Genomic DNA, 23,797 nt, shown 5'->3' with positions numbered 1-23,797 from the left:
ATCACAGAAGCGCCCTGGTTGCTGGATCGAACAGACAGGCGCGCGACATGTCGATGCCGAGCGTTATCGTCTCGCCCATGACGGGAGCGTCATCCGGCTCGAAACGTCCGGTGATCTCCAGGTCGCCTAGCCTGAGGACGGCAAGCGTCTCGGCGCCGGTCGGCTCGACCAGTTCGACCGGCGCCTGCAAGGGCTGCACAGCAGGTTTGCGCGACTTCAGGTCCGCCGTGAAACGGTAGATGTGTTCGGGCCGAACACCGAGCACCACGTCCTTTGGCGCACCGGTGGGCAAAGGCGCGGCAAGGGCAAGAGTAGCGTCGCTGCCGTCAGCGGCGCGCACCGAGATGCTGGTTGAGCCGGTAAGCCGGGCGGGGATGAAATTCATCGCCGGCGATCCCATGAAACCGGCCACGAACATGTTGGTCGGCCGGTCATAGATCCGCTTCGGCGTGTCGAACTGCTGCACCGAGCCCTGATTCATCACCGCAATGCGGGACGCGAGCGTCATCGCCTCGACCTGATCGTGGGTGACGTACACCGTCGTCTTGCCGACGCGATGGTGAAGCTTCTTGATTTCGGTGCGCATGTCGACGCGCAGCTTGGCGTCGAGATTGGACAGCGGCTCGTCGAACAAAAACAGTTTTGGGTCGCGTACCAGGGCGCGTCCCATCGCAACGCGCTGCCGCTGGCCACCCGACAATTGCCCGGGCTTGCGGTTGAGCAGTTGCTCGATCTGCAGGAGTGCGGCAACCCGCTTTACGGCTTCCGCCTGCTCCGCTTTGGGCACGCCCCGGCTCTCCATGCCGAAGGTGATGTTCTGGCGCACCGTCATGGTCGGATAGAGGGCGTAGGACTGGAACACCATCGCTATGTCGCGGTCCTTGGGCTGCACGGAATTCACCAGCCGGTCGCCGATCCAGATCTCGCCTGAGGTGACGGTTTCCAGGCCGGCGATCATGGCGAGCAAGGTTGACTTGCCGCAGCCGGAGGGGCCGACCAGGGCGACGAACTCCCCGGTTCGCGCCTCGAGATTGATGCCGGCCAGAATCTCGAGCCCACCATAGCTCTTGTGAAGGTCGCGGATCATCAGCGCGGACATGGGCGATGCCTCATTTGATGGCGCCCTGTGTCAGGCCGCGCACGAAATATTTTCCACCGAACAGGTAGATCAGCAGCGGCGGCAGCGCGCCGATCAGCACGGCTGCGCTCATCACATCGTAAGCACGGGCGGTCGTACCGCCGGCAGTGAGCGCGACCAATGCAGCCGTAATCGGCTGCTGCTGGCCGGAGGTGAAGACGACGCCGAACAGATACTCGTTCCAGATGCCGGTGAATTGCCAGATGACCGTGACGATCAAAATCGGCGGCGACAGGGGCAGGATGATCTTGCGAAAAATCCGCCAGAAGCCGGCGCCGTCGATGCGTGCCGCCTTGATAAGGTCGTCGGGTATGCTGACGTAGAAGTTGCGGCAGAACAGGGTGGTGAACGAGACGCCCTGGACGACGTGAATCAAGACCAGCCCATACGTCGAATTGGTCAGGCCGAGCTTGCCGAGCAGAAAAGCCCACGGCATCAGCGATATCTGGCCGGGCATGAAGACGCCGAGCAGCATCAGATTGAACAGAATTTCCGAGCCCTTGAAGCGCCATTTCGACAGCACGTAGCCGTTCATGGCGCCGAGGAGCGTGGAAATGAGCGTTGCGGGGATCGTCATCCAGAGCGAGTTGAAGAAATTGCGCTTCATGCCTTCGCAGGTGCCGCTGACGCAATAAGTACCCCAAGCCTGCGCCCACGCGTCAAGGCGGAAGCTGCGCGGCAGCGAGATGAGGCCGTTACGGGCGATATCGGACTGCTCCCGCAACGAGTTGAAGACGACGACCAGCAGCGGTGCAAGGTAGATGACGGCGAAAAGCGTCAGCACCGCATAGACAAGGAAGCGGTTCCAGAAATATCGCCGCGTCGCCGCGGCCGCTTCGGGATCATTCCGGGCGTTGGCGGCGATTTCAGCCATTGCGGCCCTCCGCCCGCCTGCGCCAAACGATCCACAGGGAATAGGGCACCAGCACAACCGCGAGGGCGGCGAGCATCATCATCGCCGCGGCGGCACCCTCGCCGATCTGCCCGCGCTGGAACATCAGGTCGTAGACATAGATCGCCGGGAAGGTAGTCGACACACCTGGCCCACCCCGCGTCAACGCCGCCACCAGGTCGAAGGTCTTGATGGCGAACTGGATCTGAATGACCGCCACCGCCAGGAAAATCGGGGCGATCGTCGGCAGGATGACCTTCCGATAGGTTCGGGAAACCGTCGCACCGTCGATCTGCGCTGCTTTGATGAGATCCGGATCGACCGACCGCAGGCCAGCCAGGAAAAGCGCCATTGCGAAGCCGGACGACTGCCAGATACCGGTTATGATCACCGCATAGATTGCGGTGTTGCGGTTGGCCGTCAGCGCGAAGCTGAAGTCGGTCCAGCCGAGCCCCCGCACGAAGGCCTGGATGCCGTCTACGGGATTATAGAGCCAACTCCAGACCGTGCCGGTGACGATGAAGGAGACTGCCAGCGGATAGAGGAAGATCGTGCGCCAGACCGCCTCGCCGCGAACGCGCTGGTCGATCAGGATCGCCAGAAGCAGTCCGATGGCCATCGAGCCGACGATATAGAAGCCGCTGAACAGAAAGAGGTTGGTGTAGGCGATGTTCCAGCGCCGGTTCGCCCAGAGCGAAGCATAATTGTCCAGGCCGACGAACCCGTAGGTCGGCATCAACGACGAACTGGAGAGCGAGAGATAGAGCGTCCAGAGCGTGAAGACGAAGACGTAGACGAAACTCGCCGCAAGCGACGGCGCCAGCACCAGAATGGGCACCATCGTGCCCAGGCGCTGCCGCCACGGGGCTGAGGGAGCCGCAACCGGTACAGTCAGGTCATGCGTGGACATCGGCCGCTCCGGCGAAACCAGGCCGGGCGCGCCACTCCCGGCCAACCATCGGCAGCGTCTTCACATCTGCGCTTCGGCCGCATCGGCCATGGCGCTGGCTGCGTCCTGCGCGGTCATGTCCGGCGTCGCCACGAATTCGGTGACGGTATCCATGATCGCGCCGCGCACCTTCTGCGGGATCGTCATGTTATGCGCCATCGAACGGACAAGCGTGCCGCCATCGATCGACGCCTGCAGATCTTTCTGCGAGAGCTGCTGGCAGGGATTGAAGCCGTTCGAAAGATCGACGTCGAGACGGGCCGGGATCGAGCCCTTGGTCTGATTGAAAATCGTCTGGAACTCGGGCGACAGGATGGTGCTGGCGAGCAGTTTCTGCCCCTCGACGTAGTCCGGATCCTTCTGCTGGAAGAACACGACCGAGTCGGAATTCAGGATGAAGCCCGGCTTGCCCCAGTCAGTCGGCGCCTGGGCGCAGACATAGTCGGTTCCCTGCTTGAAGCCGCCGGCCGTGAGCAGGCCGAGCGTCCAGTCGCCCATGATGTGGAAGGCGGCCTCGCCGCGGCCGACCAGATGCGACATGCTATCCCAGTCGCGCCCGTTCATGCCGGGGTCCATATATTTCGTCGTCATGGTGCGGAACTGTTCGAAGGCCTTGACCATGCCGTCGCTGCGCATCGCCTCGACGTCACCCTCGACGAAGGCCTTCTTGAAGAGATCGAGATCCATTCCGTAGACCACCACCTCGAAGACCGTCGAATCGGTCCAGTCGGCGGTCGAGTGCGAGATGCAGATTTTGCCCGATGCCACGATCTTGTCGCAGGCGGCGTTGAAGTCTGCCCAGGTCTTCGGCACCTCGGCGACGCCTGCTTCCTGCATGACCTTCGGCGATGCCCACAGCCAGTTGATGCGATGGATATTCATCGGCGCCGCCACCCAGCTGCCGGTCGGCTTCATCACCGGCAGCAATTCGGGAGCGACGACCTTCTCCCAATTTTCCGCTGTCGCCAGGTCGTCGAGATTGGCTGTCATGCCGGTCTCGTTCCATTCGGCGATCTCGGGTCCCTTCAGCTGCACCGCGGGGGGAGCGTTGCCGGCGATGACGTCGGCGCGCAGTTTCGCCAGCGTGTTGGCCGTGTGGCCCGCGATGGAGGTCTGCTGCCAGGTGCCACCCTTGGCGGTGAACATCTCGCCGAGCTTGGCAATAGCCTGAGCGTCCGATCCGGTCGCCCATTGATGCAACAGATTGGTCTTGGGCTCTGCGAGCGCGGCTCCCGCAACAAAGCTATACGCCGCAGCGGCCGCAACAGCCGTCCTCAGGTATTCCATCGTTTCACTCCCATGTGATGTACGGTTCGTATCGACCGCTAGTGACCGCGATTTGAAGGCGCCGCCGGTGAGATGCCGCAATCTCCGTTCTTTCCAAAATGACATATTTGAGCTATTCGTCAACGTCATTTGTGCTCATCATGAACAAACCTTCGCTTAGAAATTGGCTGATCGACAGGCCCTCCGCATCACCGGAGAGCCTGATCGTGCGATGCCTGCGTGAGCGTGGCGTGCTTTCTGCGTCGCAAATCACCCGCATCACTGGCTTGGCGAGATCTACGGTTTCAACCGCGCTCAACGGCTTGAGAAAGTCCGGAATGGTGATCGAATCCTCGGCCCATCACGCCGGGGCCAGGGGCATTGGCAGGCCTGCCGCGACCTTGACGCTCAATCCCGCTGCGGGCACCTGCGTTGGAATCCATCTGGGCCTCGACGAGATGCGGTGCGTTGTCGCCGACGTCTCGCATTCTGTCATTACCGAACAAACTATCCCTATGGGTCTGGACTACCAGCCGCAACAGGCGGCCCAGTTCGCCAAATCAGCAATTGCCCAATGCTACGAAGAGAACGGTCTGCCGATGGCGGGGCTCCTGGGGGTTGGGGTTTCCGTCTCGGGCCCTGTCAGCCGCGAAGGAGTGGTGCAGCGTGCGAGTATTGTTCCGACCTGGGCTGGGGTCAACATCCGCGATGTGTTCGGGCCGGTTCTCGAACAGCCGATTTTCGCCGACAATGAGAGCAACTGCTCGGCCATCGCCGAGCTGATGTGGGGCGCGGCCGTCGGCCAAGATGATTTCGTCCTGTTCAAGATCGATCTCGGCGTCGGCGGGGCCATAGTCCAGCATGGCCGGCTGGTGACGGGCATCGCCGGCGGCGCCGGCGAATTCGGACATATCAGCATCGATCCAGGCGGCGATCTTTGCCGGTGCGGCAATCGCGGATGCCTGGAGCTTTATGCGAGTTTTGCCCGGCCGCTGGAGCAGATTTCACGCATCGTGCGGCGGCCGGTCACGATGGACGAGGTGATCATGATGGCTGAACAGGGCGACGTCGGCGCGCTGCGGATGATCGAGGACACCGCGGACTTCGCCGGTCGTGGTCTTGGTCTGATCGGCTCGGTGATCAATCCGCCGCTCATCATCATCGGCGGCCGCATGGCTTTGGCAGGCGACATTCTCCTGGCACCGCTGATCGCGTCATATGAACGCCACACGCTCATCAAGTCCCGCGATATCGCGCCCGCCCTGCGCACGCGGATAATTGTTGGCAAGCACACGCAGAACGACGCATTGCTCGGCGCAGTCGGCCTCGTGCTGCGCCACAACAGCCGCCTGCAATGATTTGATTCTGCGCCGAGTGGTCGCGAGGAACAGGATGACGGGCGCGATGTCTTCCTCCGGCGTTCCGAAGCGGCCGAGCGCGTTGCTCGGCGGGGCCACGTCCCCGACGTGGGCCAAGCCGGACAGTAGCAGGTGATAGAACATCCGGCGTAGGCGAGATCGGTGAGGTGAACGCGGAAGCGTGACAAGACGGCCGCCGCGCCCAGTGGAAGCTGGAAATCATGTGCCTGCTCAATCAGCGAGCCTATCGCTTCGGTGAGCTGCACGCCCGCAGATCATGTCATTGAGCTGCTGCCGGGCCAGAACATGACGCGTGAAAAACCTCTCACTGGAATTGTTGAGCGCAATACGCTATATGACCATCTACATGGTCAGGAGCGTGACATGAGTGTGATCAACCTGGCAGATGCCAAAGCCCATCTGAGCGAGCTAGTGGATCGTGTCGAGGCAGGAGATACGATCGACATCACCCGGCGGGGTAAACCGGTCGCACGGCTCACCGCCGTGGCGAGACCGCGGCGGCGGATCGACGCGACCCTCCTGCAATCCTTGACCGCGACCATGCCGCCTCAGGCCGAGAGTTCTGCCGATCTGGTACGGTCGATGCGGGATGGCGACCGCTACTGATGCACTATCTCGACACGTCGCTGATCGTTGCCGCCCTTTCAAATGAAGCGACGACGCCGCGCGTTCAGAGCTGGCTGGCGGAGCAGGACCCGGCGCAGCTTCTGATCAGCGACTGGACCATCACCGAGATGTCGTCGGCCATGGCGATCAAGCTGCGAACCGGGCAGATTAACCTGGAGCAGCGCGCAGCAGCGCTCGCGATGTTCCACAAGCTGGCCGCCGAGAGCTTCACCGTGCTGCCGGTCACCGGCGGGCATTTCCGCACGGCGGCAAAGTTTGTCGATCAGCATGGTCTCGGGCTTCGCGCTGGCGACGCGCTGCATCTCGCCACGGCATCGGAGCATGGCACCACGATACATACGCTCGACCAAAAGCTCGCCGAGGCTGGACCGTTGCTCGGCGTGGCGACGCAACTGCTGGCATGACCCGAGCCCCTTCGCATGTGCGGATTGTGGCTATTTGTGCAAGATAGCCGCACTCTCCGACGGATGGCTGTCCGCCGGGAGTGGATGGATGGGACGGTTGCTACGCCTGATCATGCTGCCAAGCGGCTTCCGCTACTGTGAGGTCGGATATGGTGGTGAGCCCGTGGCCTCCGAGAAGCCGCGCAGGTCCGCAACCAAGTCCGCGCGATCCACGGCGGGACTGTCAGGCCGATCCGCCATCGCGATGCATCACGAAATTAGCTGATGACTTTTCGCCCATCGCGCGATCGCATCTCGGGATGTAGGCGCGGGTCCAAAGAAGTGCTCCTGTTTCGAAATATTCGAAACATAGACGCCCTTCTTGAAGAACAGGAACATCTGCATCAAGTCATAGCCAAGCTCGGAAAAAACCTTGACCGGGCGCGCCAGCAAGCGGAAAACCAGCCACGGCACAGCCCGGACCTTAAGACGTCTCCTCGTAATTTCGGAGATGATGTCGGCGACCTCTTGCTGGCTCTTGGCCCCATCGCGCCAGCCGACATCGATCGTTTGGTTGTTGATTTCACTACCAGGAAATGTCGCGGCTTTTGCTAGATATGAGGCCAGATCATCTGTCAAAACATAGGACCATTTTGTCGTCTTATCGCCCATCGCAAGGAACCGGCCAGCTTTCACACCTTTCGCAATATAGTCTGAGCTCTGATCGAGAAATGTAGGGGCGCGGACAAATACATATGGCACCCCCGAAGCCTTGATCAGATCCTCGGCCACTTTCTTGGCGTGGAAATGCGGTACTGCTGACGCCGCCTCGCAGCTGACGATGCTGAGAAAGACAAATCGGCCAACATTGGCTCTTGCGGCGGCCTCTATAAGATTCTTGTTGCCCTGAAAATCCGTGTCGAGGCTTCCCTTCATGTAGCTGTTGGCCGAGCTGACGACGACGTCCACGCCCTGCAAAGCACGATCCAATGACGCTGGATCCATCATGTCGCCGCGCACCCATTCGACGTCGGCGCTATCATTTGAGGGCGCGCCCTTACGCGACATCGCAACGACGGCCACGCTAGGATCAAGCGTTAGGTTGCGGAGAATCTTGGCTCCGAGGAATCCTGTTGCGCCGACGAGCAGGACCTTTTTTGTCCCCGTCGCGCTTGAACTTGCGGTCTCGGCAAGTGCCTTCTTATCCGAGGCACTCGAGGGATGCGGTGATTGAAACAATCTAATCTCCTGTCATGAACTGGTATCGGTTCGGGCGCTCAGGGCGGCGTAATCGATGTAGCCTCGCGCAGTGCCACCGAAGTAAGTGCTTGGGTCTGCCTCGTTCATCGCTGCTTTGGCCTTCAGCCGGACGACGAAGTCCGGATTGGCAAGGACCATCTGCCCATAGGCTTCGAGATCGACCAACCCCGAAGCCAGGTCAGCGCCAATCTGGTCGCGCGGACGACTTGGCCGGTTGAGGATCAGCGATTGGTGCCAGAGCTTGCGAATGTCGGCCAGCAACGGCTCGTTGCCCAGGTCCATGATGTGCAGATAGCCGAGCCCGAGCTTGTCGAGTTCAGCGACCAGATGGCGGTAGAGATCCGGCCCTTCGGCGCCTTCGTCGATCCCCCACATGGTCGTGCCGGGCGACAGGCGGATCGCGGTGCGGTCCGCGCCGATCTCCTCGGCGATCGCGGTGGCGACCTCGATGGCGAAGCGGGCGCGGTTCTCGATGGTGCCACCATATTGGTCAGTGCGCGTGTTGGCGCTCGGCGCGAAGAATTGCTGGACGAGGTAGGCGTTCGCACCGTGAATCTCGACGCCGTCGGCGCCGGCCTCGATCGCTGAGCGGGCCGCGTGGCGGAAATCGGCGACGGTCTGGCGCACTTCTTCGGTCGTCAGCGCGCGTGGCGCAGGAATCTCCTGCATTCCCGTCGCCGTGAACATGCCCGTCCCCGGCGCGATTGCGGACGGCGCGACGCCCTGGCGATGATGCGGCGTATTGTCGGGATGCGACATGCGCCCGGCATGCATGAGCTGGATGAAGATGTGGCCGCCCTTGTCGTGCACGGCGGACGTGATCTTGCGCCAGCCGGCGACGTGGGCGGGCGCGTAGATGCCCGGGGTGGTGAGATAGCCCTGGCCGTCATCCGAGGGCTGGGTGCCTTCGGTGACGATCAGGCCGACACCGGCGCGCTGGGCATAATATTCGGCAGCCAGTTCTCCCGGCGTACCGTCGAAGGCGGCGCGGCTGCGGGTCATGGGCGCCATGACCAGCCGGTTGGGTAGCACGTAGCGGCCCATGCGGGCCGGGGTGAACAGTGGATTCATGAGGGTCTCCATTCGTTGGAGTCCCTTGTGCACAATTCCAGTATTAGGATAAATCCGGAAGGATAGAAATCATCTTTCCATTTATGGAGCAATCTGTTGAACCATTTGAACGACATGGCGCTGTTCGTGGAGGTGGCCAGAGCCAGGAGCTTTCGGAAGGCGGCGGAGGCTCTCGGCATGCCAAACTCCACTCTGTCGCGACGTATCGGCGAGTTGGAGAAGGCGATCGGCCTGAGGCTGTTGCATCGCACGACGCGCAAGATCGAGCTCACCGAGGCCGGCCAGCTCTATTATGAGCGAAGCAAGCGAATCGTCGACGAGGCACGGCTGGCGCATGAGCAGCTCGGCGCGATGGTTGAGCAGCCGAGCGGCGTCCTGCGGGTTTCGCTCCCGGTCGACTTCGCCACGCTTTACCTCACGCCGATCATCGCCGATTTCGCGCGGCACTATCCCGGCATCACGTTCGAATTCGACCTGACCCCACGCCGCGTCGATCTGGTGGCCGAGCCGTTCGATGTGGCGATCCGCATCGGCAGACTGGAAGATTCCAGTCTGATCGCACGCCTGATCGGGCGGCATTCGCGCCACCTCTATGCGTCTCCTGGCTATCTCGAAGCGTCAGGCGAGCCGGCGACACCGGCGGAGCTGGCCGAGCATGAATGCATCTGCATGCCGCGGACCCCGACCTGGACTTTGCACCAGGGGATGAACAAGGTCGATGCCGGCGTTCGCGGCCGCTTCACGCTCAACAGCGTCGGGATGATCCGCGCCTTGGCGGTCGACCACCAGGGCATCGCCCTGCTTGCCGAGAAGATCGTCGCCGAAGACGTGGCCTCTGGCCGGCTCCGGCGCATCCTGCCCGAATGGCAGGGATCGTCGGTCAGCATTCACGCCGTCACCGAAACTCGCCTTATTCCAGCCAAGACCCAGCGCTTCATCGAATTCCTGACCTCCAGGCTGATGGAGGCTTGAACATGCTATCGCCGCCGTTTCCCCGCCACTCCCATTCGATTGTTTCAAGCCCAGCTAGTAATGATTTAGCTGGGTTTTTTCTTGTTTACAGCATCGAATACCGACCTCAAAATCTTACGGTCTTGTCTTAAAGATTTATGCCCCTCATGGCGCTCTGCGACCGACGCGCCAGGCCTCGAAAAGTACCGTCAAGCAACGCACATCATGCACTTTAGGGTCTTCGCCACCGGATCGCCGGCGGGCTGTGCGCCGCCCCGCACCTTGTTAAAAGCCTACTTTCCGGCTATATTACTGGAAATAAACGAGAGGTCCCATGGCAAGTTCACAGAAGCGTGCAATCCAAAACTATCGATCCCGTCTTGGTGAACGCGGTTTGGCGCGCTTCGAAGTGCTTGGCCGGGACGCCGATCGTGACTTGATCCGATCGCTCGCCCGGCGCCTGTCAGAGGATACGCCCGAGGCCTCAGTGCTCCGTGCCACCGTGAGCAAGTCGATCGCTGGCGAGCCGCCCAAGCTCGGCGGAATCCTCGCCGCATTGCGTCGTTCTCCACTAGTAGGCGCTGATCTCGATTTTTCCCGCCCCCGTGAAGAGGGACGCAAGATCGACCTGTGACACGCTACCTCCTCGATACCAACATCATCGGCAATGTCGTCAAATCGCAGCCGTCGGAATCGCTTCTGGAATGGATGTCGAGACAGCGTGACGAGGATTTGTTCATCGCCTCGCTGACCGTTGCGGAAATCCTTTGCGGGGTTCTGGAGAAACCTCGTGGCAAGAAACGCGACGCACTCGACAAGTGGTTCTCTGGGCCCGAAGGGCCGCAAGCGCTGTTTGCGGGCCGCATCATATCGCTCGACGACAAGGCGGGGCTGATCTGGGCTCGGCTGATGGCAGACGGAAAAGCGGCCGGCAAGCCCCGCAGCGGGCTGGACATGATCATCGCCGCTGTCGCCGGTGCGAACGAATGCGTGCTGGTGACGGATAACGAAAAAGACTTCGCCGGACTCCAGGTCGTCAATCCGATACGCGGAGCGGTCTGATGCGGCGGCGGGTCAAGGAACGCTCGGGAGGGCAAGACGGCTGAAACTCAGATAGAGTGGACAGACCCCACTTGGAATCCCGTCGCAGGATGTTCGATCACCGCAGGCTGCACCAATCGTTATACGATGGAAAGCGGCGTCTCCAGCCTGCCAAAAAGACCGTCAGCGACGGTGAAGTCCGTCGCCCTCAGTAGGGTGGCCTTCGCGCCGGTTGCGATACGGCGCAACATTCGCGGATTGAACGACGCCGCTTCAAGCGATCGCAGCTCGGCTTCCGACCGGATTACGGCAAGCGTCGCCGTCGACCTGCCGGGCGTCAGTCGCGCGATATGGTTAGCCCTGCGAGAAGCGGAGCGTACGCGGCGAGCCTGCGGGATACGAACTCGGTGAAGAGCCGCACGCGCTTCGTCTTGCGTGTCTCCCCCTGTGTGAGAAGCCAGAGCGTTCCGTATATGTGCGGGTCGGTGCCCGGCACCCTCGCCAGCAGGGGGTCGGCATCTCCGACGAAACACGGCAGTCTCGTGATCCCGATCCCTTGCCGTGCTGCAACGATCTGCGCCTCGGCGTCCGGGGTCCTGAACGGAACCCCTGTGGTACGAACCTCACCCTCGTGGGCCCAGGTCGGGATGCCATGAATGTTTACGACGATCCACCGGGTGGGATCAGGCGCGCCCGCACGCCACTCGGCTAGTCGATCGCAGGACATGTAGACGCCGCCGAACAGCTCCGGTCCCATCAGGCCGTGAAGATTGAGCGGCAGGGTCTTGCGGTCGGAGACGATGCGGATCGCGACGTCCGCCTCTCGGTTGGTCAGATTTGCCACCTCGCCGGACGACAAGATTTCCATCTCGATGTCAGGATGCAGACGCGCGAAATCGGCGAAGTCCGGCATGAGCAGGTGTGTTGCGAGGAACGGTGGCAGCGTCACCCGCAGAAGCCCGCGCGCGCTCTGGTCGCGCCCGAAGACGCGCGTCTCCAGTAGGTGCGACGACGCTTCCATCTGGTCCGCGAACTCGAGGACCTCCTCGCCTGCAGCCGTCAGGCGGTAGCCCGAAGGCAGCTTTTCGAACATGTGCACCCCGAGGCGTTCCTCGAGTTGGGCGATGCGTCGCAGCACGGTCGAGTGGTTCACACCGAGGCGCTCGGCGGCAGCCCGCACCGAGCCTCCGCGCGCAACGGCAAGAAAGTAGCGAACGTCATCCCAGTCGATCATGGTGCAATCCCGCACCGCGGGGTTTGCCTTCGAAAGCCCGAGTCCAACACCATCGAACATCCTCTCGATTGTGGGATAGCACGGGCGGGTGATCACTGCCTATGCCCACAAGCACGGCCCATTTCCGGACGGCTGACACCGATCGTCGCGGCTGGCGTCAGTCGTCCAGCCGGATAGATTTCGCACCACCGATCTGCGCGCTTCCGCACTCAAAGCCTGACGCCGGCAGACCTATCTCGAGGCTCTCGGGGACCTCCCCGAACGATCAAAGGCGGAGCCTGAAAGGAGAAGTCATGGGAAAGCTTGAGGGTAAGGTTGCAGTCATCACGGGTGGATCGAGCGGCATGGCGCTGGCGAGCGCCAAGCGGTTCGTTGAAGAAGGCGCCTATGTTTTCATCACGGGCCGGAGGCACGAGGCGCTCGATGAGGCCGTCAAGCTGATAGGCCGGAACGTGACCGGCGTGCGCAGCGACGCGTCCAATCTCGACGATCTCGACCGTCTGTTCGACACGGTCAAGCGAGAAAAGGGCAAGATCGACGTCCTGTACGCGAGCGCCGGCACGGGCGAAGCCGTCCCACTGGGCGAGATTACCGAGCAGCATTTCGACGCGACCTTCGGCCTGAATACGCGCGGCACGCTGTTTACGGTCCAGAAGGCGTTGCCGCTGTTCAACGATGGCGGGTCGATCTTCATGACCGGGTCAGTTGCTTCGATCAAAGGCTTTCCTGGTTACAGCGTGTATGCGGCGAGCAAGGCGGCGCTGCACGCGTTCGCACGCGGGTGGCTCAACGAACTCAAGGGCAGGAATATCCGGGTGAACGTGCTGCACCCGGGGCCGATCGCCACACCGATGCAGGACCAAGTTCTCACCGAGGAGGCGAAGCAGATATTCGAATCCCTGATCCCGCGGGGAAAGATGGGGCGTCCTGAGGAAATTGCAGCAGTCGCGCTGTTTCTTGCTTCAGACGATTCGAGCTTCGTGAATGGGTTGGAGTTGTCTGTCGACGGCGGCTTCTCGGCCATCTGAATTCGCGCCGGATCGCCGGAGGTGGCTGATCGGCGGGAACTAGCATGTCCATGGTGGAACGACTTCCGTGCTGATGGTCGGCCCGGCCGCGCGGAAGTCGTTCACGACGGGACTTCTACGCAAAGGTCGCCACACAGCAGAACGGATAACCCAGCGCCGTTGAAGGCCTGGGAATCAATACCAACACGGATCGGAGAAGCAGTATGAGCTACGCGATTGTAGGATTCGGTAAGATAGGCCAGGCCCTCGCCCGCGCCTTCGCCCGCAAAAACATCGAGGTGACCGTCGCGAGCCGCCGGCCGCCAAAGGTGTTGGCGCCGCAGGCTCGGGCGATTGGACCCACGGTCGTCGCCAAGTCGCTGCGGGATGCACTCGAGGCCGACACGATCATCTTGGCGGTCCCGTTCGGGGAGCATCGCGAGGTTGCGAAGGCCCTGCCGAGCTGGGAAGGCAAGACAGTCATTGACGCGACGAACGCGTTTCCAGTGCCTGAAGAGCTGGACGGTCTTCCGTCCTCCGCCTTCGTCGCGAAGGCGTTCACCGGCGCCAAGCTCGTCAAAGGTTTCAATCACCTGATTGCGGCCACCCTGGCTGCCGATCCGATCGTCGAGGGCGGGCACCGGGTCGTCTTTCTGTCGAGCGACGACGAGGACGCGATCGCTCCCGTGGCGGCCTTGGCCAAACAACTCGGGTTCGCACCCGTCAAGCTGGGAAAGCTCAACGAGGGTGGCGCGCTGGTGCACGCACGCGGCCGCACTTGGGGCCAGCTGATCTTCCAGGACCTGTTCAGGAAGGAGCAGTAATCGATCTACGACCGTGTGATCGACGCCGAGAACTTGTCGCGCGCTAACTTTATCGAGCAGCGCGCGACCGAATATTTGAAGGCCACAAAGTCGCGAAGGTTGGGGTGGGCCTGGCGGCGTATGGGCGCCGTTCGAAGAGCGGGGAGACGCCCGACAGAGCGCCAAATCACGAGGACGAGGACAGCGATCCGGTGGGCTGCTCCGGTCCCGCGAAGCGGTCAGAAATCCAGATCCATATCGTGATGATGATGCTCGTGACCGGCAAGCTCCGGCGGCGGCGGGCCAGGCACTTCGGCCACCATGGCCTCCGTCATGATGAGGAGGCCCGCCACCGAGGCTGCGCCCTGCAGCGCCGTTCGCACCACCTTGGCCGGGTCGATGATGCCCTTTGACACCAGATCCCCGTACACGCCCGATTGGGCATCGTAGCCATAGGCGTTGTCGTCGTTTTCGAGGATCCCGGCGATGACGACCGAGCCTTCCAGGCCGGCATTGATCGCGATCTGCCGAGCCGGCCAGGTGATCGCCTTCCTGACGATCGCGATGCCGACCTGCTGGTCCTCGTTGCCGCCCTTGAGCTTCTTGAGCGCCCTGCCGGCGCGCAGCAAGGCGACCCCGCCGCCCGGGAGAATGCCCTCTGCAACCGCGGCTCTTGTCGCGTTCATCGCGTCATCGATGCGATCCTTCTTCTCCCTGACCTCGACTTCGGTGGCACCGCCGACCCGGATCACGGCGACGCCACCGGCGAGCCTGGCCAGCCGCTCCTGGAGCTTCTCGCGGTCGTAATCGGAGGTGGTTTCCGCAAGCTCGAGCTTGATCTCGGCGATGCGGGCCTCGATGCCTGCCCGCTTGCCGGCGCCGCCGACGATCGTGGTGTTTGCCTTGTCGATCATCACCTTCTTGGTGCGCCCGAGCATATCGAGGGAAGCATGCTCGAGCTTGATGCCCAAATCCTCCGAGATCACCGTTCCGCCGGTCATCAGCGCGAGATCCTGCAGCATCGCCTTGCGGCGGTTTCCGTAGGCCGGCGCCTTCACGGCTGCAACCTTGAGAGCGCCGCGCAATTTGTTGACCACCAGCGCCGCAATCACCTCACCCTCGACATCCTCGGCGATGATGAGCAGCGGCTTGCCGGCCTGCACCACCTTCTCCAGCAACGGCAGTATTTTGTTCAGGCTGGACAGTTTCTTCTCGCTGATGAGGACATAGGCATCCTGCATCTCGACCCGCATCTTTGCGCGATTGGTGATGAAATGGGGCGAGATATAGCCGCGGTCGAACTGCATGCCCTCGACGAATTCGAGTTCGGTTTCGAGCGACGTCCCGTCCTCGACAGTGATCACGCCGTCATTGCCGACCCTCTTCATGGCGTCGGCGAGGCAGCGGCCGATCTCCCTGTCGCCGTTGGCCGAGATGGTGCCGACTTGCGCAATCTCGACGTTCGAGGTGACCTTCGTGGCGTTGTTTTTGAGTTCCGCGACGACGGCTTCGACCGCGAGATCGATGCCGCGCTTCAGGTCCATGGGATTCATGCCGGCGGCCACCGCCTTGGCACCCTCCCGGGCGATCGCATGCGCGAGCACGACGGCGGTGGTCGTGCCGTCGCCGGCCTGATAGGAGGTTTTTGTTGCGATCTCGCGCACCATCTGGGCGCCCATGTTCTCGAACTTGTTGTCGAGTTCGATTTCCCTGGCGACGGTCACGCCATCTTTGGTGACCCGCGGCGCACCGTGCTCGCTGCCGATCGCGACGTTGCGCCCCCGTGGGCCAAGCGTGACCCTCACCGCATTCGCCAGGGTGTCAATGCCGCGCAGCATTCTGTCGCGAGCCTCGAACGAGAACATGATTTCCTTGGCAGCCATTTCCTTGATCCTTAAGACTTAATCTTCGAGGAACGGTACGGGCGACGGCGACGCTTCATTTGGCCGCGCGGGCGAGTTTGTCCCGTGGCAGCCCTAGTCGATTCCAGACATCGACCAGAGCCGCCGCGAGCTGATCGATCATGATGTCCTCATGACAGGGTGTCGGCGTGATGCGCAGCCGCTCGGTTCCCTTCGCCACGGTCGGATAGTTGATCGGCTGGATATATATGCCGTGCTCGCTCAGCAGCAGGTCGCTCGCCGCTTTGCATTTCGCCGGATCGCCGACCGCCACGGGAACGATATGGGTGTCGCTCAGGATGACCGGCAGCGCAGCGGCACCCAGCGCCGCCTTGACCCTCCGGACGCGGTCCTGCTGGCGCTTGCGCTCCCACTGCGAGGTTTTCAGATGCCGGATCGCCGCTGTGGCCGCGGCGCAGATCGCCGGCGGCAACGCGGTGGTGAAGATGAAACCCGGAGCATAGGAACGAACCGCATCGATCAGCACAGCACTTCCCGTGATATAGCCGCCGAGGCAGCCGAAGGCCTTGGCGAGCGTGCCTTCGATCACATCGATCCGGTTCATGGCGCCGTCGCGCGCGGCGATGCCGGCGCCGCGAGGGCCGTACATGCCCACAGCATGGACCTCGTCGAGATAGGTCATTGCGCCGTAACGATCGGCGATTTCGCAAATGCGATTGATTGGCGCGACGTCGCCGCCCATCGAATAGAGACTTTCGAAGACGATGAGTTTTGGCCGATCCGGACCCGCCGCCTTCAACAATTCCTCGAGATGATCGACGTCGTTGTGGCGGAAGATGCATTTCTCCGTGCCGGACTGGCGGATGCCCTCGATCATCGAATTGTGGTTGAGGGCATCGGACAGGATCAGACAATCGGGGACCAGCTTGGCGATGGTCGAGATGCCGGTCTGGTTCGAGACATAGCCGGACGTGAAGACCAGCGCCGCCTCCTTGCCGTGGAGATCAGCAAGCTCGCCCTCGAGTTCGACCAGCGGATGATTGGTGCCAGCAATATTGCGCGTTCCGCCGGCCCCGGTCCCCATCCGGGTCGCCGCTTCGACCATGGCTGCGACGACCTTCGGGTGTTGTCCCATCCCGAGATAGTCGTTGGAGCACCAGATGACGACGTCCTTCGGTCCTTGCGGGGAATGCCACACAGCATGGGGAAAGCGGCCAGCGATCCGCTCAAGGTCTGCGAACACCCGGTAGCGCCGCTCCTCCTGCAGCCGCGCGATGGCGTCGGCGAAGAACCCGTCATAACTCGTGACGCCGGCCTCCCGGGACTGCCAACGGCTATCGCTCATGCTCCCCCCAATTTCCGGTCGCCGCGGGTCTAGATCGCCCCATCGCGACGACCTTTGCTGCACCTCGAATTTTGCCCTATCCGCAACCCCATCGAAGGCTTCTTTCACTCACGAGATTGCGCCATGATTTTGCGCAGCATGTCGGCAATGCGACCAGTTGGCGTGTCGAAGTCCAGGCCTCGGACGAATTTGCCCTGAGGATCCATAATGTAGATGTAAGTACTATGGTCGACGACGTAGTCTTCGGCGCCCGCTCCAGTTTTGTGGCGCGCGCTGTAAGCGCCATATCCCTGGGCAACTGCGGCGATCTGCTGCGGACTGCCGGTGAGTCCGACGATCCTTGGATCGATCGCCCCGGTGTATTTCCCCATCACTTCAGGCGTGTCGCGTTCAGGATCGACGGTGATAAAGATCGGTTGCAGTTTTGCTGCGTCGGGGCCGAGTTCCTCAATCGCCACGGCGATTTCGGACAGTGTCGCCGGACAGATGTCGGGACAAGAAGCATAGCCGAAGAAAACCAGCAGCCATTTGCCGCGATAAGTCTCATCGGTGACCGTCGTTCCGTCCGGCGCCGTGAGCGTGAATGAGCCACCGACCGTGTCAGCCCGCGCGAGCGGTGGGCAGATCGACAGGGCCGCTGCGAATATGACGGAGAAATGGGATAGGAGGGACCGTAGGCCCGGAGCGAGGAGTCCATGCCGTCGCTTCATCAAGTACCTCCGGTACCTCGAGAAAAGACGTCCCAAAACCCCCGACGTTTGTGATTAGCAAACTCGCCTAGACTACCCAACCTTATCATATTTTGTTGCTGAATGGCTAGACATGGTACTGGTTTGGCTCTATTTTTAGAAGTTGCCCCTCATGAAGGAGGTGGCGCCTATGACGATTCGCGAATTGATGAGCGGGCTAGCGGCGATCGCTTTCGTTGCGACGATGTCCGCGCCAACGCAAGCCTACGAAGAAAGTCCGGTCACGGGAGGCGGAACGATCGAGGGTACGGTCGTCTACCGCGGGGACGTGCCGACAACAAAGATCATCCCCACCAAGGATGTCGAGGTGTGCGGGGCCCCCCGCGAGGAGCCGCTGATCGAGGTCGGAGGCGATCAGGCCGTGCTGAACGCGGCGCTGTACCTGGTCGACGTGGCAAAGGGAAAAGCCTGGCCGGAGCCCGGCAAGCCGCCTGAGCTTAACAACCTCAAATGCCGTTTCGAGCCTGCGGTTCAGATGATACCGGCCGGTTCGCTGGAGGTCGTCAACAGCGACCCAATGCTCCACAACACCCATGGCTATTATGGCAAGCGCACCGCCTTCAACTTGGCGCTGCCCAACAAGGACCAGCGCATACCCGTCGAACTGAAGCGCGCCGGCACAGTCCGCATCGACTGCGACGCGCATGGCTGGATGGAAGGCTGGGTCTATGTGGTGGACAATCCCTACTACGCGATCACCGGCGCCGATGGCAAGTTCAGCATCCCCGATGTACCCCCCGGCGACTATACGCTCGTGGCGATCCACCCCTTCACCGGACCCATCGAGCAGCCCGTAACGGTAACGGAGAATCAGCCTACCAGTCTGACGATTGAACTGAAAAAATAAGAAAATGGGCGACCCACTGATGCAACAGGGTCGCGTTCCTGCGAGAAGACCGACGCTTTAAGAAACGGTCTGCACTGAGGAGGAATCCTGATGTCTGACGAGCTTGACCGCATTCGGCGCGAAATGCATGCGGTGCTGCAGCAGCCTGGAGTACGCCCCGACGACTCGCTGCAAATCACCCGACGCACCTTTATTCACAGATCGCTGCTGTTCGGCGCCGCTTCCGTCGGCCAGACCTTCGCGTGGTGGCCGCTGCTCAACACCATCGATGTCGCTCACGCCGCCGAAGCGCCGTTCAAGTTTGCCTGGATTTCGGACACCCATCTCTACGAGAGATCCCTCAACACGCGCTTCGTCGACAAGGTGGTGCGCGCCGTGCAAGAGGTCCAGGCCATGGATCCGCCGGCCGACTTCCTGATCTTCGGCGGCGACCTGGCCCAGCTGGGAAAGATCGAGGAACTCGAGCTTGGCGTTGAGCTCCTCAAGGATCTGACGATCAAGAAGTACTACATCCCGGGCGAGCATGACTGGTATCTGGATATGGGCAAGAAGTGGGGCGAGTTGTTCGGCCAACCCAACTGGACCTTCGATCACAAGGGCGTGCGCTTCATCGGGCTCGATACGGTCAGCCGGGGGCCGGACTACTGGACAGTGAAGAAGATGACGCCAGAGGAGCGCATGGGCCATATGGCGACCCTCGACGGAACGGTTGCCGGCGCGTGGGCCGGTGTCGGCCGCGACCAGCTCGACTGGATGCAGAAGACACTCGCCGACTGGGACAAATCCAAACCGATCGTCATCTTCAGTCATAATCCGCTCTATGAATACTACCCGCCCTGGAACTTCTGGGTGCGCGACTGGCGCGAAGTGAATGAGGTGCTGAAGCCTTATACCAAGGTCACCAACATCCACGGTCACGTCCACCAGGTGCTCTACAACGAGATCGGCAGCATGCGCTCGATCGGCATGCTGGCGACCTCCTGGCCGTGGCCCTATGCGCCGGAAGGCGTGCCCAAGCTGACCAAGCCGATGATCCGGGCCGACCCCGGCGATCACTACGATGGGGTCGGTTGGGAAACCGTGAATGTGAACGCCGACGACAAGGTCGACGTCGAGTACATCATGTGGGGCCGCAAGGAGGTGTTCGTTCAGTCAGACCCGGATTCCTCGCTTAGTCAGCCCGAGAAGTTGCGACCGCGAATGGCCGACAATATGTGGCCATACTAAGGGTGGCCATACCAAAGGAGGAATGGCTATGACAATCAGAGCGACAGTTCTCGGCACGTTGTGCCGTCCGTCCTTCGTCGTAGCGATTGCGGCGGTCGCCGTCTTCGTCGGTCCCACCAGTGCCCACAAGGCACCGCACACACCGGAGCAGTTGAAACTATACGAAGACTTGCTCATGGAGGAGGTCAGGAAGGGCGACCTCTTGTTCCACGGTGATGCGGCGACCGCCAAACAGATGAACGTCGTCCTCTCCACCACGGGAATGGCCTGCGCAATGTGCCATCCCATGGCCTCGGACACCCACCCGCAGTCCTACCCGAAGTTCCAGGTAGAAACGAGCAAATTCGCGACGCTGCGCGACATGATCAACTGGTGCATCGAGAAGCCTAACCAGGGCGAAAAGATCGAGATCGATTCGGAGGCGATGAAGGCCTTGGAAGCGTACATCCACTGGTCGAACGCCGGCTCGGTGTTGGTCCCCGGCAAGCATTAGTTCTCTTCGGCTTGGCGCGGGCTGCGTAGAGGACGACTTGCGCCGGAAGACAATTGAAACCTGCAACCGACATCGGGTTCTTGATGCTGGTATAGTTTGGAGTTGAGTCCTGAAGAGTCGCGCGGCTCAAGCGCGCGTGATGGGAGGGGCACGCCGTGGCAGAAACATTGCGTGGCAGATTTGCCGGCATCGACCTGGATGAACTGGTCGACTGGCCGGTTGTACGAACTTGGCTTTATTGGGGCATGTTCTGGCTCTTGGTCGCGCCTTCGGTCGGCGTGGCGCTGTCGGGCCTCTTCAATTATCCCGATTATCTCGGCACCACCCTGGGACTGACCTTCGGCAGGTTGCGGCCGGTCCATGTCAACGGTGTCATCTTTGGCGCCTTTTCCTCCCTCTTCATCGGTGAATGCTATTACCTGGTGCCGCGCCTATGCGGTGTGCGGGTGCCATGGCCGCAATGGGGCGTACCGCTGGCCTGGCTTTGGAATGTCACCGTGGCGGCGGCGCTCATCGCGTTGCCGTTCGGCGAAAACCACGGCCTCGAAGCGGGCGAGTTCCCGCTGTTCGCCAAAATCCCGATCTTTCTCGTTGTCGCCGTGGCGACCGCACAATTCCTGATCGCCATCGGCCGGCGCCTCGAGCCGCCGCTCTATGTCGCACTCTGGTATCTGATCGGGGCTTTCGTCTGGACGACGATGAATCTCGTACTGGGTATCATCCTGCCCTACACGATCTCTGGCATCAACAGCGCGGCCTTTCACGGCCTCTACATTCACTACATCGTCGGATTGTGGCTCACACCGGCGGGCTACGTGCTGATCTACTACTTCTTGCCGATCAGCGTACGCAATCCGATCTATGGCCACAAGCTCTCGCTCGTCGGCTTTTGGTCCCTCGCCCTGTTCTACCCCTTCGTCGGCATCCATCATTATCTCTACAGCCCGATCGCCGATTGGGCCGAGACGATCGCGATCGTCACTTCCATGCTGCTGATCATTCCGGTGTGGACGGTGCTGGTGAACTTCTTCGGCACCGTGAAGGGCCGCTGGGACGGCTTCGGGAAGAACCTCCCGGCGAAGTTTCTGATCATGGGCTCGATCATGTATCTGGTGGGGTGCTTCCAGGGCTCGACCGAGGCCTTGCGCTCGATCCAGCAACCGACCCATTTCACGGATTTCGTCATCTCGCACTCGCACCTCACCGTGTTCGGGACGTTCGTGGTCTGGGCAATGGGCGGCTTGGTCTATGTCTGGCCGCGGGCCTGCGGGCGCGAGCTTTGGTCGTTCACGATGGGCAATTGGGCATTTTGGCTGATCACCGTCGGTATCTCCACCATGGGCCTGGTGCTGACCGCCGCCGGACTGCAGCAAGGCTTCCAGTGGATGGCCGGCACCGAATGGCTCGACACGGTGCTCTCGATGCGACCCTATTGGCTGGTGCGTACCGTCGGCGGCATCAGCATGGACATCGGCATGTCGCTTCTCGTCATCAATCTGATGATGACGGCGCTGACCCGCCCCGCCGAAGCGGCGGAAGGTCAGGTATTCGGTGCGGCACCGGCTCCGGCTGGCGGGGCGGCCCAATGAGCGCGCGATTCGTTACGCTGGTAGCCGGCATCTTCTTCTTCTTCGCCGCCCTCGTCACCCAAGGCTTCCTACCATTTTTCGAACCTTCGGCGCGAACCAACCGGGTGACCGCCGTGGTCCGCACCGATTTCGGCCAGCTCAAATGGATGATGACCGAGGCCACCGATTACACGCCGCTGCAACAGCTCGGTCGCGATGTCTATCTGCGCGAAGGTTGCTGGTATTGTCATTCCCAGTATGTGCGCCCGGTGACCGGCGAGACGCGCCGCTGGGGTCCGGTGACCGAGTCAGGCGAGTTCGCCTACGACGTGCCGCACCTGTTCGGCACACGGCGCATCGGACCGGATCTAATGCGGGTCGGACTTAAGTTCAGCGACGAGTGGCATCTTGCCCATTTCTGGAATCCGCGCATGCTCTCCCCGGATTCGATCATGGCACCGTACCGCGGACTGTTCGATGAGCCGGCCGAGCCGGTCAAGATCGTCGATGATGGAGCCGGCAATCGTACGCTGGAAAGGACGCCTGTTTCCGAGGGGCTGTTCGACTTCGCTAGCAAGGAGCAGATCAGGCTCACACCGAACGCTGACGGGCTCCTGTTCGTCCCGATGCAGGCGCGTGGCAAGGTCCCAGTCATTGTGATACCAAACGAGGAATACAAAGGCGACGCGATCAAGATCGCCGCCGAGACGAAAGACCTGGAAGCCCTCATTGCTTATGTCCAGAAGCTCGGCATGAACCGCGGCAAGTGGCGTGATCTTTTTGAACCGCAGCAGCTTGAAGTCACCGAAGTCACATTCCCGCGTTCGAGCGAATGGATCGCCCATGGCCGCGAGGTCTATGAGCGGCGATGCCTCGGTTGCCACGGCGTGAATGGAGACGGCAATGGGCCTGCTGCGACCTTCCTTCACATACAGCGCCCGCGAAGCTTCGCGGCTGCTGTGTTCAAGTTCCGGCTGACCAAGGAGCCACTACCGACTGACGGTGACCTCTTGCGCACGATCACCCGCGGGGTACGCGGCACGGCGATGCCGGCCTGGTATGAACTGCCTCTCACGGATCGGCTCGCCGTCATCCAGTACATTAAGTACGAACTGGCGGTGGACCGCTCCGATCCGGCGGAGCCTTATGCATTTTTCATCGAAGAGCCACCCGGCCCTCCTCTCTACATCGCAAAGCCGCCCACTGCTTCTCAGCAAATCCTCGATCGTGGCAAGGAAGTTTGGCAGATTGCGAAATGCTGGGAGTGCCATGGCATGATCGGAAAGGGCGATGGCCAGAAGGCGGCCGGGCTGAAGGACGATCTCGGTTTTGGCATTGTGCCGGCCGACCTCACCAGCGGCCAGTTCAAGTCGGGAACAGCGGTCGAAGACATCTTCCGCACCATGACGACCGGATTGAGCGGCACGCCCATGCCCTCCTATCGGGATGCATTGCCCGAGGAGGACCGCTGGGCGCTCTCGTACTACGTCCTCGCACTTTCCGCCTATAAGGACCCGCTCACATTGCAGCCGCTGACGATCAGCGACACGGATCGCGCGGCGCTTAATGATCTGACGTTGGAAGCGGTTTCTCCGGATAACGCCTATGTTCCGGGCGCGAGCCCGGCGCAAAAGGCTTCCGAACTCGGCGAAGGTAACGGCGGATCTTTGACCGGCAAACAAGATACCGCCCAAGGAGGCTGAGT

23 protein-coding genes and 2 pseudogenes are annotated in these 23,797 nt (G+C 61.6%); 14 read left to right on the top strand and 11 right to left on the bottom strand.

Annotated elements, in window-relative coordinates; translation table 11 throughout:
* Position 1: 1 nt before the first annotated feature.
* From BQ8794_RS10600 to BQ8794_RS10585, 4 genes are read right to left on the bottom strand one after another with little or no spacing between them, the layout of a single operon-like run.
* Positions 2–1,099 (bottom strand): ABC transporter ATP-binding protein, encoded by a 1,098-nt coding sequence (locus BQ8794_RS10600; protein ID WP_077376617.1) that lies wholly within the window; start codon positions 1,097–1,099, stop codon positions 2–4.
* 10 nt (positions 1,100–1,109) lie between these two features.
* Positions 1,110–2,012 carry a carbohydrate ABC transporter permease gene (locus BQ8794_RS10595; RefSeq protein ID WP_077376614.1) on the bottom strand — a complete coding sequence of 301 codons (903 nt, stop codon included), beginning with the start codon at positions 2,010–2,012 and terminating at the stop codon, positions 1,110–1,112.
* Positions 2,005–2,940: a carbohydrate ABC transporter permease gene (locus BQ8794_RS10590; protein WP_077376612.1), complete on the bottom strand. Its 936-nt coding sequence runs from the start codon at positions 2,938–2,940 to the stop codon at positions 2,005–2,007. The genes BQ8794_RS10595 and BQ8794_RS10590 overlap by 8 nt, the downstream gene beginning before the upstream one ends.
* 60 nt (positions 2,941–3,000) lie before the next feature.
* Entirely contained in the window at positions 3,001–4,266 is a 1,266-nt protein-coding gene (locus BQ8794_RS10585) for an ABC transporter substrate-binding protein (RefSeq protein WP_077376609.1), read from the bottom strand.
* 140 nt (positions 4,267–4,406) lie between these two features.
* Between BQ8794_RS10585 and BQ8794_RS10580 the strand changes: the two genes are divergently transcribed.
* Entirely contained in the window at positions 4,407–5,603 is a 1,197-nt protein-coding gene (locus tag BQ8794_RS10580) for an ROK family transcriptional regulator (protein ID WP_167378695.1), read from the top strand.
* A gap of 18 nt (positions 5,604–5,621) precedes the next feature.
* Here the strand turns inward: BQ8794_RS10580 and BQ8794_RS37190 are convergent.
* A pseudogene (locus tag BQ8794_RS37190) lies at positions 5,622–5,705 on the bottom strand (3-oxoacyl-ACP reductase); the annotation flags it as partial.
* A gap of 282 nt (positions 5,706–5,987) precedes the next feature.
* On the opposite strand from BQ8794_RS37190, the gene BQ8794_RS10575 reads away from it, so the two are divergent.
* Complete coding sequence (locus tag BQ8794_RS10575; protein ID WP_077376656.1) at positions 5,988–6,230, top strand: type II toxin-antitoxin system Phd/YefM family antitoxin; 243 nt, start codon at positions 5,988–5,990, stop codon at positions 6,228–6,230.
* On the top strand, positions 6,230–6,655 hold the full coding sequence (locus tag BQ8794_RS10570) for a type II toxin-antitoxin system VapC family toxin (protein ID WP_077376602.1): 426 nt from the start codon (positions 6,230–6,232) through the stop codon (positions 6,653–6,655). Before BQ8794_RS10575 ends, BQ8794_RS10570 begins: the two co-directional genes overlap by 1 nt.
* A gap of 249 nt (positions 6,656–6,904) precedes the next feature.
* On the opposite strand, the gene BQ8794_RS10565 is transcribed toward BQ8794_RS10570, so the two are convergent.
* Together BQ8794_RS10565 and BQ8794_RS10560 are read right to left on the bottom strand one after the other, a co-directional pair.
* Entirely contained in the window at positions 6,905–7,873 is a 969-nt protein-coding gene (locus BQ8794_RS10565) for an SDR family oxidoreductase (RefSeq protein WP_077376599.1), read from the bottom strand.
* A gap of 12 nt (positions 7,874–7,885) precedes the next feature.
* Positions 7,886–8,977, bottom strand: coding sequence for an alkene reductase (locus BQ8794_RS10560; RefSeq protein WP_143744515.1), 1,092 nt, complete (start codon positions 8,975–8,977; stop codon positions 7,886–7,888).
* Positions 8,978–9,061: 84 nt separating this feature from the next.
* On the opposite strand from BQ8794_RS10560, the gene BQ8794_RS10555 reads away from it, so the two are divergent.
* From BQ8794_RS10555 to BQ8794_RS34575, 4 genes and pseudogenes are all read left to right on the top strand, one after another.
* Positions 9,062–9,937, top strand: a complete 876-nt coding sequence (locus tag BQ8794_RS10555; RefSeq protein WP_077376596.1) for a LysR family transcriptional regulator — start codon at positions 9,062–9,064, stop codon at positions 9,935–9,937.
* A 313-nt stretch (positions 9,938–10,250) separates the two neighbouring features.
* Positions 10,251–10,550: a hypothetical protein gene (locus tag BQ8794_RS10550; protein ID WP_077376593.1), complete on the top strand. Its 300-nt coding sequence runs from the start codon at positions 10,251–10,253 to the stop codon at positions 10,548–10,550.
* A complete protein-coding gene (locus BQ8794_RS10545) occupies positions 10,547–10,978 on the top strand; it encodes a PIN domain-containing protein (RefSeq protein WP_077376590.1) in 432 nt (143 codons plus the stop codon). Before BQ8794_RS10550 ends, BQ8794_RS10545 begins: the two co-directional genes overlap by 4 nt.
* A gap of 51 nt (positions 10,979–11,029) precedes the next feature.
* Positions 11,030–11,107: pseudogene (locus BQ8794_RS34575) on the top strand (ABC transporter ATP-binding protein); the annotation flags it as partial.
* 187 nt (positions 11,108–11,294) lie between these two features.
* Here the strand turns inward: BQ8794_RS34575 and BQ8794_RS10535 are convergent.
* On the bottom strand, positions 11,295–12,191 hold the full coding sequence (locus BQ8794_RS10535) for a LysR family transcriptional regulator (RefSeq protein WP_077376650.1): 897 nt from the start codon (positions 12,189–12,191) through the stop codon (positions 11,295–11,297).
* Positions 12,192–12,484: 293 nt separating this feature from the next.
* Here BQ8794_RS10535 and BQ8794_RS10530 point away from each other — a divergent pair, with 293 nt between their 5' ends.
* On the top strand, positions 12,485–13,219 hold the full coding sequence (locus BQ8794_RS10530; RefSeq protein ID WP_077376587.1) for an SDR family NAD(P)-dependent oxidoreductase: 735 nt from the start codon (positions 12,485–12,487) through the stop codon (positions 13,217–13,219).
* 203 nt (positions 13,220–13,422) lie between these two features.
* Positions 13,423–14,022, top strand: coding sequence for an NADPH-dependent F420 reductase (locus BQ8794_RS10525; protein WP_077376584.1), 600 nt, complete (start codon positions 13,423–13,425; stop codon positions 14,020–14,022).
* Between the two features lie 218 nt (positions 14,023–14,240).
* Here BQ8794_RS10525 and groL read toward each other — a convergent pair whose 3' ends face one another.
* The 3 genes from groL to BQ8794_RS10510 form a co-directional block, all read right to left on the bottom strand.
* The gene (gene groL / locus BQ8794_RS10520; RefSeq protein WP_077376581.1) at positions 14,241–15,884 is read right to left on the bottom strand and encodes a chaperonin GroEL; all 1,644 of its coding nucleotides are present in this window, start codon (positions 15,882–15,884) and stop codon (positions 14,241–14,243) included.
* Positions 15,885–15,939: 55 nt separating this feature from the next.
* Positions 15,940–17,208, bottom strand: a complete 1,269-nt coding sequence (gene hemA / locus BQ8794_RS10515; RefSeq protein WP_077376578.1) for a 5-aminolevulinate synthase — start codon at positions 17,206–17,208, stop codon at positions 15,940–15,942.
* Between the two features lie 104 nt (positions 17,209–17,312).
* Positions 17,313–17,918: an SCO family protein gene (locus BQ8794_RS10510; RefSeq protein ID WP_077376575.1), complete on the bottom strand. Its 606-nt coding sequence runs from the start codon at positions 17,916–17,918 to the stop codon at positions 17,313–17,315.
* 187 nt (positions 17,919–18,105) lie between these two features.
* Between BQ8794_RS10510 and BQ8794_RS10505 the strand changes: the two genes are divergently transcribed.
* The 5 genes from BQ8794_RS10505 to BQ8794_RS10485 all read left to right on the top strand — a co-directional run bounded on the left by BQ8794_RS10505 (position 18,106) and on the right by BQ8794_RS10485 (position 23,795).
* The gene (locus tag BQ8794_RS10505) at positions 18,106–18,804 is read left to right on the top strand and encodes a carboxypeptidase regulatory-like domain-containing protein (RefSeq protein WP_425293532.1); all 699 of its coding nucleotides are present in this window, start codon (positions 18,106–18,108) and stop codon (positions 18,802–18,804) included.
* 90 nt (positions 18,805–18,894) lie between these two features.
* Entirely contained in the window at positions 18,895–20,031 is a 1,137-nt protein-coding gene (locus BQ8794_RS10500) for a metallophosphoesterase family protein (protein ID WP_077376572.1), read from the top strand.
* Positions 20,032–20,059: 28 nt separating this feature from the next.
* A complete protein-coding gene (locus tag BQ8794_RS10495; protein WP_077376569.1) occupies positions 20,060–20,524 on the top strand; it encodes a c-type cytochrome in 465 nt (154 codons plus the stop codon).
* Positions 20,525–20,679: 155 nt separating this feature from the next.
* Positions 20,680–22,113, top strand: coding sequence for a cbb3-type cytochrome c oxidase subunit I (locus BQ8794_RS10490; protein WP_077376566.1), 1,434 nt, complete (start codon positions 20,680–20,682; stop codon positions 22,111–22,113).
* Complete coding sequence (locus BQ8794_RS10485) at positions 22,110–23,795, top strand: cbb3-type cytochrome c oxidase subunit II (protein WP_077376563.1); 1,686 nt, start codon at positions 22,110–22,112, stop codon at positions 23,793–23,795. The genes BQ8794_RS10490 and BQ8794_RS10485 overlap by 4 nt, the downstream gene beginning before the upstream one ends.
* Positions 23,796–23,797 lie beyond the last annotated feature (2 nt).

The sequence above is a fragment of the Mesorhizobium prunaredense genome (assembly GCF_900156895.1).
Lineage (GTDB): Bacteria > Pseudomonadota > Alphaproteobacteria > Rhizobiales > Rhizobiaceae > Mesorhizobium > Mesorhizobium prunaredense.
The sequence above is the reverse complement of the archived record's forward strand: the minus strand, read 5'-3'. Positions and strand labels throughout refer to the sequence as shown.